At 64.4% G+C, this 14,504-nt stretch carries 14 protein-coding genes, 1 tRNA gene and 1 pseudogene; 3 read left to right on the top strand and 13 right to left on the bottom strand.

What is annotated here, in order from left to right; genetic code table 11:
* Positions 1-166: 166 nt before the first annotated feature.
* From NKI63_RS08085 to rsfS, 4 genes are all read right to left on the bottom strand, one after another.
* Positions 167-1,492, bottom strand: a complete 1,326-nt coding sequence (locus NKI63_RS08085; protein ID WP_023719673.1) for a S41 family peptidase — start codon at positions 1,490-1,492, stop codon at positions 167-169.
* On the bottom strand, positions 1,493-2,836 hold the full coding sequence (locus NKI63_RS08080) for a murein hydrolase activator EnvC family protein (protein ID WP_352696887.1): 1,344 nt from the start codon (positions 2,834-2,836) through the stop codon (positions 1,493-1,495).
* 151 nt (positions 2,837-2,987) lie between these two features.
* Positions 2,988-3,470 carry a 23S rRNA (pseudouridine(1915)-N(3))-methyltransferase RlmH gene (gene rlmH, locus NKI63_RS08075; RefSeq protein ID WP_023678067.1) on the bottom strand — a complete coding sequence of 161 codons (483 nt, stop codon included), beginning with the start codon at positions 3,468-3,470 and terminating at the stop codon, positions 2,988-2,990.
* 61 nt (positions 3,471-3,531) lie between these two features.
* Positions 3,532-3,909, bottom strand: coding sequence for a ribosome silencing factor (gene rsfS / locus NKI63_RS08070; RefSeq protein WP_023678068.1), 378 nt, complete (start codon positions 3,907-3,909; stop codon positions 3,532-3,534).
* A 239-nt stretch (positions 3,910-4,148) separates the two neighbouring features.
* Between rsfS and NKI63_RS08065 the strand changes: the two genes are divergently transcribed.
* Entirely contained in the window at positions 4,149-5,006 is an 858-nt protein-coding gene (locus NKI63_RS08065; protein ID WP_352745856.1) for a mechanosensitive ion channel family protein, read from the top strand.
* Positions 5,007-5,032: 26 nt separating this feature from the next.
* Here NKI63_RS08065 and NKI63_RS08060 read toward each other — a convergent pair whose 3' ends face one another.
* From NKI63_RS08060 to obgE, 5 genes are all read right to left on the bottom strand, one after another.
* The gene (locus NKI63_RS08060; RefSeq protein ID WP_352751255.1) at positions 5,033-6,322 is read right to left on the bottom strand and encodes an MFS transporter; all 1,290 of its coding nucleotides are present in this window, start codon (positions 6,320-6,322) and stop codon (positions 5,033-5,035) included.
* 256 nt (positions 6,323-6,578) lie between these two features.
* On the bottom strand, positions 6,579-7,166 hold the full coding sequence (locus NKI63_RS08055; protein ID WP_352820991.1) for a nicotinate-nucleotide adenylyltransferase: 588 nt from the start codon (positions 7,164-7,166) through the stop codon (positions 6,579-6,581).
* 163 nt (positions 7,167-7,329) lie between these two features.
* Positions 7,330-8,616, bottom strand: coding sequence for a glutamate-5-semialdehyde dehydrogenase (locus NKI63_RS08050; protein WP_352504904.1), 1,287 nt, complete (start codon positions 8,614-8,616; stop codon positions 7,330-7,332).
* A 13-nt stretch (positions 8,617-8,629) separates the two neighbouring features.
* Positions 8,630-9,784, bottom strand: a complete 1,155-nt coding sequence (gene proB, locus NKI63_RS08045) for a glutamate 5-kinase (protein ID WP_352504903.1) — start codon at positions 9,782-9,784, stop codon at positions 8,630-8,632.
* A gap of 2 nt (positions 9,785-9,786) precedes the next feature.
* Positions 9,787-10,818, bottom strand: a complete 1,032-nt coding sequence (gene obgE / locus NKI63_RS08040; protein ID WP_352504902.1) for a GTPase ObgE — start codon at positions 10,816-10,818, stop codon at positions 9,787-9,789.
* 172 nt (positions 10,819-10,990) lie between these two features.
* On the opposite strand from obgE, the gene NKI63_RS08035 reads away from it, so the two are divergent.
* Entirely contained in the window at positions 10,991-11,860 is an 870-nt protein-coding gene (locus tag NKI63_RS08035; RefSeq protein ID WP_352504901.1) for an endonuclease/exonuclease/phosphatase family protein, read from the top strand.
* Between the two features lie 10 nt (positions 11,861-11,870).
* On the opposite strand, the gene NKI63_RS08030 is transcribed toward NKI63_RS08035, so the two are convergent.
* The 3 genes from NKI63_RS08030 to NKI63_RS08020 all read right to left on the bottom strand — a co-directional run bounded on the left by NKI63_RS08030 (position 11,871) and on the right by NKI63_RS08020 (position 13,653).
* Positions 11,871-12,458: a GNAT family N-acetyltransferase gene (locus tag NKI63_RS08030; RefSeq protein WP_352504900.1), complete on the bottom strand. Its 588-nt coding sequence runs from the start codon at positions 12,456-12,458 to the stop codon at positions 11,871-11,873.
* 119 nt (positions 12,459-12,577) lie between these two features.
* On the bottom strand, positions 12,578-12,847 hold the full coding sequence (rpmA, locus tag NKI63_RS08025) for a 50S ribosomal protein L27 (RefSeq protein ID WP_023678077.1): 270 nt from the start codon (positions 12,845-12,847) through the stop codon (positions 12,578-12,580).
* 98 nt (positions 12,848-12,945) lie between these two features.
* Positions 12,946-13,653 (bottom strand): 50S ribosomal protein L21, encoded by a 708-nt coding sequence (locus tag NKI63_RS08020; protein ID WP_352471261.1) that lies wholly within the window; start codon positions 13,651-13,653, stop codon positions 12,946-12,948.
* A gap of 337 nt (positions 13,654-13,990) precedes the next feature.
* Here NKI63_RS08020 and NKI63_RS08015 point away from each other — a divergent pair.
* Positions 13,991-14,080, top strand: a tRNA-Ser gene (locus NKI63_RS08015).
* A gap of 44 nt (positions 14,081-14,124) precedes the next feature.
* Here the strand turns inward: NKI63_RS08015 and NKI63_RS08010 are convergent.
* Positions 14,125-14,504, bottom strand: a pseudogene (locus tag NKI63_RS08010) (IS481 family transposase); the annotation flags it as partial.

Raw genomic sequence — 14,504 nt, 5'->3', positions numbered from 1 at the left:
TTCTCCGGAGGCGCAAGATCCAAAATGTCGGCGCGTCCCCTTGCTTCACTGGACGCGCAGCATGCCGGCCGCAGCCCCGAATCAAACTGCCGGAGCCTCGCGGCCCCGGCAGCATCGCATCGCTTCGCTCAGGCAGCCAGACCCGTTTGGCCCGGCTTGCCCGCCCTTACTGGTTCAACACGGCCTTTTGCGGATTCGGCGGGAACGCCGGATCGGTCTTCTGGCCGCGCAGCAGCTGCTCGGCATAGATGAGCTGCAAATCGTCCTTCGGCTCCGGCGGCACATAGGCTGCCGAACCCGAACCGGTCGTGCCTTCGTCGGCGCCCTTGATATGGCCCTTGAGGTCGGATTCGCCGCGCGTCAGGTCCCTGCCCTGCAGTTCCGCCGGCAGCGGCTGGTCGACCTTGATATCGGGCGTGATGCCCTTGCCCTGGATCGACTTGCCGGACGGCGTGTAATAGAGCGCCGTCGTCAGCCGCAGCGCCCCGTTCTCGCCAAGCGGGATGATGGTCTGCACCGAACCCTTGCCGAAGGACTGCGTGCCGACCACCGTGGCGCGGCGCAGATCCTGCAGCGCGCCGGCGACGATTTCCGAGGCACTGGCCGAGCCGCCATTGACGAGCACGATCAGCGGCTTGCCGCCGATGTCGTCGCCGGCCCGCGCGTCGAAGCGGGTGACGTCCTTCGGGTCGCGGCCGCGCGTCGAGACGATCTCGCCGCGGTCGAGGAAGGCATCCGACACGCTCACCGCCTGGTCGAGCAAACCGCCCGGATTGAGGCGCAGGTCGAGCACGTAGCCCTTGAGCTTGTCGTTCGGCACCTGCTTCTTGATGGTGTCGATGGCATTCTCGAGGTCGTCATAGGTTTTTTCGGTAAAGGAGGTGATCTTCATGTAGCCGATGTCGTTTTCGACCCGGAACTTGACCGCCTTGACCTTGATGATATCGCGCACGACGGTCAGTTCGATCGGCTTGTCGGCGCCCTGGCGCAGGATGGTGAGCTTGATCGGCGTATTGACCAGCCCGCGCATCTTCTCGACGGCGTCGTTGAGCGTCAGGCCGCGAACCTCCTCGCCGTCGATCTTGGCGATATAGTCGCCGGCAAGCACGCCTGCCTTGGCGGCCGGCGTATCGTCGATCGGCGTGATCACCTTGACCAGGTCGTTCTCCATGGTGACCTCGATGCCGAGGCCGCCGAATTCGCCCTTGGTCTGCACGCGCATGTCCTGCGCTTCTTCGGCATTCATGTAGGAGGAGTGCGGGTCGAGCGACGACAGCATGCCGTTGATGGCATTTTCAACCAGCGACTTGTCGTCGGGCGGCGTCACATAATTCGCCCGCACCCGTTCGAAGATATCGCCGAAGATCGCCAGTTGCTTATAGGTCTCGGAGCCCGCAGCTTTCGCTGTCGAGCCGGGCGCGCCATAGACCAGGCTCATCGCCGATGCACCCATCAGCGCACCGGCAAACAGAAGCGACAGTTTCCGCATCATTCACGTCCTTCCAGAAAAACGGTCCGCCCACCATGGGGCCGGATCGACGGGTTTTCCATCCTTGCGGAACTCGACATAGAGCTCCGGCGTGGCATTTCCATTCTTCGATGCCGAGGTGCTCGCCACCCGGGCCTCTCCCATCGCGCCGACCGGCTCACCTGCGAGCACCGACTGGCCAGACGCGACGCTGATTCTGCTCATCCCCGCCAGGACGACATGATAGCCGTCACCCGCATTCAGGATCAAGAGTTGACCGTAAGAGCGGAAAGGCCCCGCATAAAGCACATTTCCATCCGCCGGCGCTGTGACGATGGCTCCCGATTGTGTCGCAACCATGTCACCGAGCATCACCGCGCCGTTACCGTCGTCGGCCCCGAAGCGCCGCTTGATCCTGCCGGTGACCGGCAGCGCGATCTGCCCTTGAAGCGCGGAAAACGGCGCGGCAGCGGTGAGCCTGTTGCTCTCCGGCACCGGCAGCGAGGCCAATTCCGTCGGCGCCGCAGCCGATGCCGGGCCCTTGTCGGCGTCGGCCGTCTTTTGCTCGGCTGCCTTGGCCGCATCCGCCGCCTTGCGGGCTCTGTCGGCCTCGAGCGAGGCGATCAGTTCTTTCAGGCTGCCGGCCTTGGCCGCCAACGTCGCGGACCGCTGCTTTTCGGCGGCCAGCGCGGTTTGCGTATCGGCGGCGAGCTTCTGCTTGGCTTCGAGCAGCATGCCGAGCCGCTTTTTTTCCGCCGCCTGCTCGCCGACAGCTGCCGTCAGCCGCGCCCGCTCGGCCTCGATCGAGGCCGTCACCCGCGACTGCTCCTTGAGGTCGGCCAGCAACATGTCGGTCTGCTGGCGCAGTTCCGGCACCACGGCACCGAGCAGGATGGCGCTGCGCACCGACGACAATGCGTCCTCCGGCTTGACCAGGATCGCCGGCGGCGGATTGAGCCCCATGCGCTGCAGCGCGCCGAGCACTTCGGCCAGAACGTCGCGTCTGGCGGCCAGTGAGGCGCGGATCTTCTGCCCCTGCGCCTTCAGCCCTTCCAGCTTGCCGCCAATGTCCTCGATGTCCTGGCCGAGCTTCTGCTCGGTCATCGCCGACTGGATCAGCGCCGCGGTGATCGAGGCGTGGTCCTTCTTGACAGCCGCTATGTCGGCGGCGAGCTTGGCCAGCCGCTCGGACGACAGCGTGATCTCTTTCGATACTTTTTCGTATTCGGCGCGGCTCTGGTCCGGGTCGGGCGCCAGGTCGAGCGTGTTCTCGGCCCGCGCGACGCCGAGCGAAAGCGCGATCGTCGCCACGGCGATGCCGTAGCGCACGCGCCAGGAGCCCGTTCGTGATTTCCAGTCTTCAGACATTGAAGCCCAACTCTATGCGCGGCTTCGTTAACGAACCATCAACCATGTTCGAGCCCCGGCCGTCATCGACAAACCCCATGAGGCCAAACTGTCGATGAGCATTGGGGCAAAAATCCGGGCGGCTGGCATCAATTCGCCGACGGAGCCGACTTCATGAACGATGGTAGGGGTGACCGGAAAGGATCGTGGCCGCCCGGTAAAGCTGCTCGCCCAGCATCACGCGGACCAGCTGATGCGGCCAGGTCAGCGCGCCGAGCGACACCGTCAGATCAGCCAGGTCGCGCAGTGACTGGTCATGGCCGTCGGCGCCGCCAATGGCGATCACCAGCGCCTTGCGCCCGCCATCGCGCAGCGAACCTATGCGGCCGGCGAAATCCTCGGAGGAAAGGTTCTTGCCGCGCTCATCCAGCAGCATCAGCGCCGTGCCCGGTTGCAAGTGCGTCTGCAGCTTCTGGCCTTCCTCGCGCCGGCGCTCATTGGCCGTCTGCGCGCGACCTTCGGCAATCTCGACGATCCCGGCGAATTCGAGGCCTACGGCAGGACCGCTCCTGGCAAAACGCTCGAAATAGCGGTCGGCCAACTGCTTCTCGGGGCCGGCTTTCATTCGGCCCACGGCATGAACCGTAATCTTCATCCCTGCCTCGAAGAGCCGCTGATGCATGTCGGACAACGACATGCATCAAGACGAATACGGCTCAGTGGAGGGTCTCCTCCTCGAGATCGGGCGCCTGCCACATCTTTTCGAGATTGTAGAAGTCGCGGACCTCGGGACGGAAGACATGGACGATGATGTCGCCCGAATCGATCAGGACCCAGTCGGCGCCAGCCAGCCCCTCGACGCGCGCAGTGCCGAGCCCGGCATCCTTGAGCGCCTTAAGGAGATGATCGGCAACAGCCGAGACATGACGGTGCGATCGGCCAGACGCGACGACCATGTAGTCGCCGAGGCTCGATTTCCCCTGAATGTCGATTGAGACGATGTTTTCGGCCTTGGAGTCTTCCAGACTGGCAAGGACTGTCTTGATGGCGCGGGACACGGCGTCGTTTACGCTGATCCCGGCCGGCGAAGGCACGATGTCGGCCTTCTTCCGCAGTGCTGTTCTCAGTGTATTTCCTTTCGCAGCAAGAACAACCAAATCACCTCTGAAATCAGGTGACACTGCTTAGATAGGCAGAGTTAGGTTGCAGTTTCAAGACACCGCTCGCAAGCAGGCACCCGGCAGCGGCCGAATATCCGGCTTTTCGGGCCAGAAAATCGGAACCGCCTCGCCCCGCAGCGGTTATCGGCTCATCCACGAACCGGAATCCCGACATGCCGATCGATCCCCAGAACGCCCTCCTCACCGTGCAATCCGGCCTGGCGCAACTCAGCACGCTGATCGTCTCCTACTCGCTTTCGGCGGTCGGCGCCGTCATCCTGCTGGTCATCGGCTACATCGTCGCCGGCCTCGCCGAGCGTTCGATCTATGCCGGCCTCGGCCATATCAGCGGCTTCGACGAAACGCTCCGCCATTTCTTCTCGCAGGTCGTCCGCTACGCCATCCTGGGACTGGTCGTGATCATGGTTCTCGGCCAGTTCGGCGTGCAGACGGCTTCGATCATTGCCGCTATCGGTGCCGCCGGCCTGGCCATCGGCCTGGCGCTGCAAGGCACGCTGCAGAACATTGCCGCCGGCATCATGCTCCTGGCGCTGCGGCCGTTCCGCATCGGCGAATATGTCGAAGTCGGCGCGATATCCGGCACCGTCGAGGAGATCGGGCTGTTTGCCACAACGCTGAGGACGGTCGAAGGCGTCTACGTGCTTGCACCCAACTCGACCCTGTGGAACCAGCCGGTCCGCAACTTCACCCGCAACGGTGTGCGCCGCGGCGACATCACGCTCAGCATCGGCTCCTGGAACGACATCGATTTTGCGCAGAAGACCATGCTCGGTGTCGCCGCCGCCGACCGGCGCGTCAGGCGGCAGCCGGCGCCGATCGCCTTTGTCGCGACTGTCGGCGACAGCACCGTCGCCATCACCTTGCGCTACTGGACGGCGGCTGCCGATTTCTTCGCCGCCCAGATCGACCTCACCAAGAGCGTCAAGCAGGCGTTCGATGCCGAGGGCCTTTCGGTCCCGGCGCCGGCACCGAAAGCGCCTCAGCCGGATGCCTCGGCCACGCGGCAATAGAGCATTTGAAACCAGCTGGAGGGTGTTCAAAGTCCTTCGCGCCGGCGCTGATCTTCGGGCGCGAAGGCGAGATCGACAGGCAGCGGCGCCTGCGCCGTCATTGGCGCGAAACTGCCGGTCTCGGTGGCGGGCACCGGCCGGACCATGACGACGCGCCAGAGAACGAACAGGCAGTAGGCGGCGGCAATGACGATTGCCACATAGATGAAGGCCTGCGTGCCGTAGACGGCGGAAAGCCCAGTCACAATGCCGGGTACGACGAAGCCGGACAGCGACCAGGCAAACAAAAGCGAGCTCGACAGCGCCACCATGTCGTCCTTGCCGGCGCGGTCGCCGGCATGGGCGCTGGCCAGCGAGTAGATCGATTCCGAGGCGCCGTCCCAGACCACATAGATGACAAGCAGCGCCGCCAGCGCGCCGCCGTCGAAACCGAGGGCAAACAGGCCCGCCGCGGCGGCAAGCGCCGACGCCGCGATCAGCACAAAGCGCCGGTCGGTGCGGTCGGAAATCCAGCCGAGCGGAATCTGCAGGATCAGCGTGCCGGCCGGCATTGCCGAAAGCAGCAACGCGACGTCGGCCTGGCTGTAGCCCTTGGTCGTGGCATGGATCGGCGCAAAACCCGAGATCGTCATCGACAGGCCGCCGACGGCAAGCATGCCGGCAACGCCGACCGGGGAGATCCGCCAGGCGCGGCCGAGCGCCACGGACGCCGCTTGCGGCGCCGGCGGCTGCGCAAGCCGCGTCAGCCCGACGGGAAGGATCGACAGCGCGGTGAAGGCGATGCCGATCAGCGGCGCATCGGCCGCGCGGATATCGATCAACGCCAGCGTCGAATAACCGACGCCGAGCCCGGCGACATAGGCAACGTAGAAGATAGCCATGACCCGGCCGCGGATGGCGTTGGCGACGACATCGTTCAGCCAGCTCTGCGCGACAATGAACAGGCCGCATATGGCAAAGCCGTAGAGCGCCCGTGCAGCGATCCATGGCAATGGGTGCGGCCCGGCGCCGACCGCGGCGTTGGACAGCACGATCAGCGCCGACAGCACCATGAATACGCGGGCATGGCCGACACGCCGCACCAGCGGCCCGGTCAGGATGCAGCCGGCGAGGCCGCCAGCCGAAAGGCCGGTGACGATCAGCCCCGCCCATGTCGGATCGAAGCCCTCGGCGCCGAGCCGGACTGGGATGTAGGCGAACATCAGCCCATTGCCGACGGCGATCAGCGCCATCGACAACAGGATGCTGGCAATGGCGATCGACGGCGCCGGCTGCCCTAGACCGTTCTTGTCCTGGTCGCGCTCGAGAATCGTCATGACCGAGGATCGCCCATCAAGCAGGTCAAGGCAGCGGCAAAAGCGACATCACCGGACTTGCCTTCTCCCCTTCTTGTGGGAGAAGGTGGATTGCCGCGTAGCGCCGAGACGGATGAGGGGTGCTGGAAGAAATGCAGCGTAAAAAGACCGAGGGATTTTAAGTGCTTAGTTCTTCAAGCTAGCGATCATTCCAGCACCCCTCATCCGACCGAGCTTCGCTCGGCCACCTTGTCCCACAGGGGGGAGAAGGAGACTCCTATCCCTTTGCCACCTTGCGGATCGCGCTCGACGACAGCGACGAACGCGGGCCGTGGATGAAGGTCCAGGCCGGCGCCGTCATGCGGGCGAGCCGCGGTGCGTCGTCCTCGTCGACGCGAGCATAGTCGAAGGTCTTGGCGACCACCGACGACAGGAACGACAGCGTCGCACCTGGCCGGTCGACCACCGCGATCGGGAACGTCATGACGATGCGGCGCCAGCGCTGCCAGCGGTGGAAGTCGCGAAGCGAGTCGGCGCCCATGATCCAGACAAAATCGACGCCCGGGTTACGCGCCTTGACCAGCGCCAGCGTGTCGGCGGTGAAGCGGACGCGGTGGGCTGCCTCGAAGGCGGTGACCTTGATCTTCGGGTTCTTGGCGATCTTTTCGGATAGCTGCAGCCGCTCAGCCAGCGGCGCCAGGTCTCCGGCGTGCTTGAGCGGGTTGCCGGGCGTCACCATCCACCACAATTGGTCGAGCGCAAGCCGTCTGAGTGCGATCTCGGCGACCAGCGCATGGCCGGCATGCGGCGGGTTGAACGAACCGCCGAACAGCCCGACCGCCACGCCTTTCCCGGCATGCGGCATGTGCAGATAGTGGGAGGATACGGATTCCTTACCCTCCTCCTTGTGAGGAGGGTCGATCCGCGAAGCGGAGCAGGGTGGGGGTGTTGCAGAGTTCAGCGTCGCACCCCCACCCGGCTCGCGATGCTCGCCACCCTCCCCACAAGGGGGAGGGTAAGACCGGCGCTCAAGGCCTCACCTGTCCCGACCCGCGTACGCGGTATTTGAACGAGGTCAGTTGCTCGACGCCGACCGGCCCGCGTGCATGCATCTTGCCTGTGGCGATGCCGATCTCGGCGCCCATGCCGAACTCGCCGCCATCGGCAAACTGGGTCGAGGCGTTGTGCAGAAGGATCGCCGAATCGACCTCGTTGAAGAACCGGTCGACCGCTGTGGCGTCCTCGGCGATGATCGCCTCGGTGTGATGCGAGGAAAACGTCTCGATATGCTCGATGGCGCCGGCGACGCCGTCGACCAGCTTCACCGCAATGATCGCGTCCAGATACTCGGTCACCCAGTCTGCATCGGTCGCGGGCTGGGCATCGGCATAAAGCCTCAGCGCCTCGGCATCGGCATGGATCTCGCAGCCTGCCGCCCGCAAGGCCTCGAGGATCGGCACCAGATGCGTGCCGGCGGCGGCACGGTCGACCAGCAGCGTCTCGGCAGCACCGCACACCCCGGTGCGCCGCATCTTGGCATTGACCGCGATCTTGACCGCCATGTCGAGATCGGCCGATCGGTCGATATAGAGATGGCAGATGCCCTCGAGATGCGCGAAGACCGGCACCCGCGCCTCGCTCTGCACACGCTCGACCAGGCTGCGGCCGCCGCGCGGAATGATGACCTCGAGATTGCCGGAAAGTCCTTTCAGCATTTCGCCGACGGCGGCGCGATCGGTGGTCGGCACCAATTGTATGGCATCCTCCGGCAGCCCGGCTGCCTTCAGCCCCTCGACCAGGCAGGCATGGATAGCGGCGGAAGAATTCGCCGAATCCGAGCCGCCGCGCAGGATCACCGGATTGCCCGCCTTGAGGCAGAGCGCGCCGGCATCGGCGGTCACGTTAGGCCGGCTCTCATAGATGACGCCGACGACGCCGAGCGGCGTGCGCACCCGTTCGATATGCAACCCGTTCGGCCGGTCCCATGCGGCAATGACATCGCCGACCGGATCGCGTAACCCGGCGATCTCGCTGATACCGTCTGCCATGGCGCGGATGCGGGCGGGATCGAGCTTCAGCCGATCCATCGACGCTGCCGATAGGCCAGCCTCCCTGCCATTTCTGATGTCGATGGCATTGGCGTCGAGGATGTCCTGCTCATGCCGAAGGATCGCCTGAGCCATGCCGAACAGCGCCGCGTGCTTGCGCTCGGCCGCAGCTATGGCCAGCGGGCGGGCCGCGGCACGCGCGCGGCGGCCGATATCGGCCATCAGCGCCACGGTATCATCCCGGGATTTTTCATGCAGCGTCAGCATGGCTCATCCTCCGCTATGTAACCTGGTCACCGACTACTTGCTCGCCACCGGCATGGCTCACCACAAGATCGTCGCGGTGGATCATCGCCGAACGCGCCTCGTAGCCGAGCACGGTTTCGATCTCGGCCGTCTTCAGGCCAGCGATCCTTACGGCATCGGCGGCATCATAGGCAACCAGCCCGCGCGCGATCTCGCGGCCCTCGGGCGACAGGATCGCCACCGTGTCGCCACGCGCAAAATTGCCGCTGACCAGTTTGACGCCGGCCGGCAGCAGCGACTTGCCGGAGAGCAGCGCGCCGATGGCGCCGGCATCGACGGTCAGCCGTCCTGCAGGTTCGAGCTGCCCGGCGATCCAGGTCTTGTAGCCCTTGACCGGATTGGCGCTCGGCCGGAAGAAGGTGGCACGCTCGCCGCGCTCGATTGCCAGCAGCGGCGACAGCCGCGTGCCCGATGTGATGATCATGGCGGTGCCGGCGGCGGTCGCGATCTTGCCGGCGTCGAGCTTGGTGCGCATGCCGCCGCGCGACAATTCCGAAGCAGCGGCACCCGCCATCGCTTCGATGTCGGGAGTGATGCGGTCGACGACCTGAATGAATCGAGCTTGCGGGTCACGCGCCGGCGGTGCCGTGTAGAGCCCGTCAACGTCGGAGAGCAGCACCAAAAGGTCGGCGCCCATCATAGTGGCGACGCGCGCAGCCAGCCGGTCGTTATCGCCATAGCGGATTTCGGAGGTGGCCACCGTATCGTTCTCGTTGATGACCGGCACCGCCTTCATCTTGAGCAGTGTCGAGATCGTCGCCCGCGCGTTGAGATAGCGGCGGCGCTCTTCGGTGTCGCCGAGCGTCAGCAGGATCTGGCCCGATTTCAAGCCATTCTTGCCGAGCGCATCCGACCAGGCGCCGGCTAAGGCGATCTGCCCGACGGCAGCAGCAGCCTGGCTCTCCTCGAGCTTCAGCGCCCGCTTGCCGAGGCCGAGGATGGTGCGGCCGAGTGCAATCGCCCCGGAAGACACGACGAGAATTTCGGCGCCGCCACTGGCCAGCACGGCGATGTCGTCGGCAAGCGAGGCCAGCCAGTCGCGCTTCAGGCCCGTCGTGCGGTCGACAAGCAGCGCCGAGCCGATCTTGACGGCAATGCGCCGATAATTTTTCAGCGATTGCGCGGCCATGGCTATGCGTTCCAGCGCGTCTCGACCGGCGCGGCGACGGCTTCGCGTGCCTCCGCCACCACCCCCATCAGCGCGCGCAGCACCGCCTCGACGCCCTCGCCGGTGACGGCGGAAAGCAGCATCGGCGCGCGGCCGGCGGCGCGTTTCAGCGAGGCGGCTTTCGCCTTGCGCGCGGCGGCATCGAGTATGTCGACCTGGGAAAGCGCGACGATCTCGACCTTGTCGGTCAACCCGTTTCCATAGGCGCCGAGTTCGGCGCGCACGGTCTTGTAGGCCTTGCCCGGATTTTCTTCCTGCGCCGAGACGAGGTGCAGAAGGACGCGCGTGCGCTCGACATGGCCAAGGAAGCGGTCGCCGATGCCGACACCTTCATGCGCGCCTTCGATCAGGCCCGGAATATCGGCAATGACGAATTCGCGACCGTCGATGCGGGCCACGCCAAGGCCCGGATGCAGCGTGGTGAAGGGATAGTCGGCGATCTTCGGCTTGGCCGCGGTGACCGCCGCCAGGAAGGTCGACTTGCCGGCGTTGGGCAGCCCGACAAGGCCGGCATCGGCGATCAGCTTCAGCCTGAGCCAGATGTTGAGCTCTTCGCCCGGCAGTCCGGGATTGGCGCGGCGCGGCGCTTGGTTGGTCGAGGTCTTGAAGTGCTGGTTGCCGAAACCGCCATTGCCGCCCTTGGCCAACAGAAAGCGCTGGCCGACGACCGTCAGATCGCAGATCAGCGTCTCATTGTCCTCGGCAAAGACCTGTGTTCCGGCCGGCACTTTCAGCGTTACGTCGGCACCCTTGGCGCCGGTCATGTTGCGGCCCATGCCGTGCGTCCCGGTCTTGGCCTTGAAATGCTGCTGGTAGCGATAGTCGATCAGCGTGTTCAGCCCATCGACCGCCTCGACCCAGACATCGCCGCCGCGACCGCCGTCGCCGCCGTCCGGGCCGCCGAACTCGATGAACTTTTCGCGCCGGAACGACACCGAACCGGCGCCGCCGTCGCCGGAGCGGATGTAGACCTTGGCTTGATCGAGAAATTTCATCGGATTGTATGGTTTCTGCTATTGGCTTTGCGGGATTGCTCTAAACCAAGGCGGGTCGAAGGGCGAGGGCCGTTTTTGCTACTGTAACGTCGCGCGTAGCTCTGGACGCGTACCATTTGGTTGACCCTTGCCGAAAAATCGATCCTCGGCTTTCCAAGCGCGAGATGTCGGAATGAAGCTGGTAACTTACAATATCCATTACGGCGTCGGCCTCGACGCCCGCTATGATATCGGCCGTATCGCCGATGCCGTGCGCGGCGCCGACGTGATCGCGCTGCAGGAGGTCACCCGCGCTAACCCGAAGAATGGCGGCCGCGACATGGTGGCCGACCTCGGCGAGGCGCTGCCCGACTATTTTGCCGTCTACGGCAGCAATTTCGAAGCCGACGCTGGCTCGCGCCTGGAGAACGGCCGCGCCATCACGACCACCTTCCAGCTCGGCAACATGGTGCTGTCGAGGACGCCGATCCATCTGTCGCGCAATCTCCTTTTGCCGCGCAGCCGCAGTGTCGAGGCGATGAACTTCCAGCGCGGCGCGCTGGAGGCGCTGGTCGAAACGCCGCTTGGTCCGATCCGCTTCTATTCCACCCATCTCGACCATCGCAGCCCGGTTGAACGCCTGAGCCAGATCCGCTTTCTGCGCCAGCGTCTGTTGAAATACCCGCTCGAGGGCGGCGGGCTCTCCGGCGTCGCCGAGATCGGCTTGCCGGAGCTGCCTTCTCCCGAAGCCTTCGTCGTCATGGGCGACTTCAACATGCTGGCCGGATCGCCGGAACATGTCGAACTCGCCGGCCAGCCTGACCACGAATTCGGCATGCCGGTGACCGCCGACCTCGCCATCGATGCCGCCGCACGCCTCGGCGCTGCCGGCGCCGATCTCGTCACCTGGGTCGACCCCAAGCAGCCGGGCGATACCAGCCGCTACAAGCGCATCGACTACATCTTCACCAGCGCCTCGCTTGCCAAATCGCTGAGGCGCCTGTGGGTCGACCGGCAAGCGGCCGGTTCGGATCACTTTCCGGTCTGGCTCGAGATGACGTGAGCCGCATCCATCAAAAATGCACCCAGTTCCGCAGGCTGGTCCAGGTCTTGCGATCGAGGCGGTAGCGTTCGACCGGCACCTGACCGGCAACGATCGAATTCAGCATGCCCTGGCCGGCATACTGGAAGCCGCATTTGTGGATGACCCGGCGCGAGGCCGGATTGATAACCCGCGTCGAGGCGTGCAGCACCTGGATCGTGGTTCTCTGGAAGGCAAGGTCGACCAGTGCGTGCGCTGCTTCCGTCGCGTAGCCGCGCTTCCAGTACGGCTCGCCGATCCAGTAGCCAAGCTCCAGCCCGCGATCCGTGGTGTTGAGCCCGGCACAGCCGACGAAGGTCTCGGTGCCGGCCAGCGTCAACGCATAGGCGATTCCGGCCCGGCGCGATGCCGTCATGGCCAGGAAAGCGCGTGCCTCCGCCTCGCCATAGGGATGCGGCATGCGAGCCAGCATTTCCGCGACATGGCGGTTGTCGGCGAGCGCCACCAATTGCTCGATGTCGCTTTCACGCGGGGCACGCATGACCAGCCGCTCGGTCGCGAGCACCGGGCAATCTATCGTGTAACTTTCGTCGTCTGTCACTTCCGCTTCGGCAACCATATCAAAGTCCTCCAGGCACAAGAAAAAGGGGAGATGGAAACCCATCTCCCCTGATCCATTTCCTGGCTTGGCCAGACACCGGTCCCGAGATGGGTGCCGGTGTTCTCGTGCGGAACCGGCTACTCCGCTGCCTTCGTCATCGGGTTCACCGATACGTAGGTTCGGCCATTGGCTTTTTTGTTGAAGGTGACTGCGCCAGCTTCGAGCGCAAACAGCGTGTGGTCCGTGCCAATGCCGACATTGGTGCCGGGATGCCACGTCGTGCCACGCTGACGAATGATGATGTTGCCCGGAATCACGGCTTCGCCGCCGAACTTCTTCACGCCGAGCCGCTTGGAATGGGAGTCGCGACCATTGCGCGACGATCCGCCAGCTTTCTTGTGTGCCATCTAACTACTCCGATGCGCCGCGAGGCGCCTAAACGATCTTATGAACGCGTTCGCGTTCCGTTTCAAGTCCGATCCGGCGACGATTGCGTCGGTTCGTTCTACTTCTTCGCCAATTCCTTGGCCTGCTCACGCCAGTCCTTGATCTGGTCGGCGCTGAACGGCATGTGCTCGTCGATCTTGGCGACGTCCTTGTCGGACAGCTTGGCGATCTGGGCAAAGGTGGTGATGCCCTGTTCGTTGAGCTGGCCGGCGGCGACCGGGCCGATGCCCTTGATCACGGTCAGGTCGTCCGGCTCGCCCTTCGGCGCCTTGAACAACGGTGCGGCGGCTTCGGCAGCCTTGTCCTCGGTCGTCTCGGCCTTGGCTTCCTTCTTCGGCGCAGCCTCTGCCTTCGCTGCTGCCTTCGGCGCGGCTTCAGCCTTCGCCTCGGTCTTGGCTGCAACTTCAGCCTTCGCTTCGGTCTTGGCGGCGGCCTTCTTCGCCGGCTTGGCGCCACCCAGCAGGATTTCAGCAATCCTGACGGTGGTCAAAAGCTGGCGATGGCCGATCTTGCGGCGCGAATTCTGCCGGCGGCGCTTCTTGAAGGCGATGACGGTGCGGTTCTTGCCCTGCTCGACGACTTCGGCGGTGACCATCGCACCATCCACGAACGGTGCGCCGAACGTGACGTTTTCGCCCTCGCCATGCGCGAGCACACTACCGATCTCGACGATGTCGCCGACATTGGCTTCGAGTTTTTCGATCTTCAGGAGATCGTTGGCGGCAACGCGATACTGCTTGCCGCCCGTTTTGATGACTGCGAACATTTTTTGCCTTTCGCTGTTCGGTCGGCCTTGATGAACCGCCACAGGCGGTTCGGCCGTCTTTTTGTCAGTCTGCGGGTTCAAAAAACAAGCGGCGCGGAAGATCCCTCCACGCCGATTGCGCGCTGTCCCTAACCGAAGGTTCGGCTTGAGTCAAGGCAAGCGCCGCGGGCAAGCTGCGAATGGGTTGAGCCCAGACCTTGCAAATATCGAGCAACGGCCACCGGAGCCTCGAAGAAGCATGGACAGAAGCTGCGGCGCCGGGGCAGATTGGCCCTTGTAACCTGCCTGTCCAGCCGTTATCTAGTGCGCCGCGCCGGCAACGGCGGACCATGACCGCGGAGAGGTGGCAGAGTGGTCGAATGCACCGCACTCGAAATGCGGCATGGGTGCAAGCCCATCGGGGGTTCGAATCCCTCCCTCTCCGCCACTTCGCAATGGGTACGACCCGGAGACATGGGTAACAGAATGTACCTAAGACATGGGTGACAACCTCGTGCCGAACGGGTTGTCGATGGTCTGCAAGGTTCTCTGTTCCAGGTCGATATATCCCAGATCATAGTGCATGAAGCTTACGAGCCAAATGCCGTCGTCGACCTCCTTTATTCCGAGCCTCTGACCGGCGAGCACGGTCGAGACGTTGATCTTCTTCCTCATCATGCAGATGCGGCCGCAGGCGGTGACCAGGATGTCCTTGTCATGGAGGGGATAGGTCAGCTCCGGCAGGCCGGAATACGGCCGTGAAGAGGGCGTGTAGAGTTCCGTCGGCAGCTTCATGGCCAACGCCTCATGCGGCCTTTCCTCGTTGAATTCGCTGATGAAAGCGTCAAATCTGGCCTGCTGTTGCAGGGCAT

Source organism: Mesorhizobium sp. M0410 (assembly GCF_040321435.1).
GTDB lineage: Bacteria > Pseudomonadota > Alphaproteobacteria > Rhizobiales > Rhizobiaceae > Mesorhizobium.
This window is presented reverse-complemented; position numbering and strand designations above follow the sequence as displayed.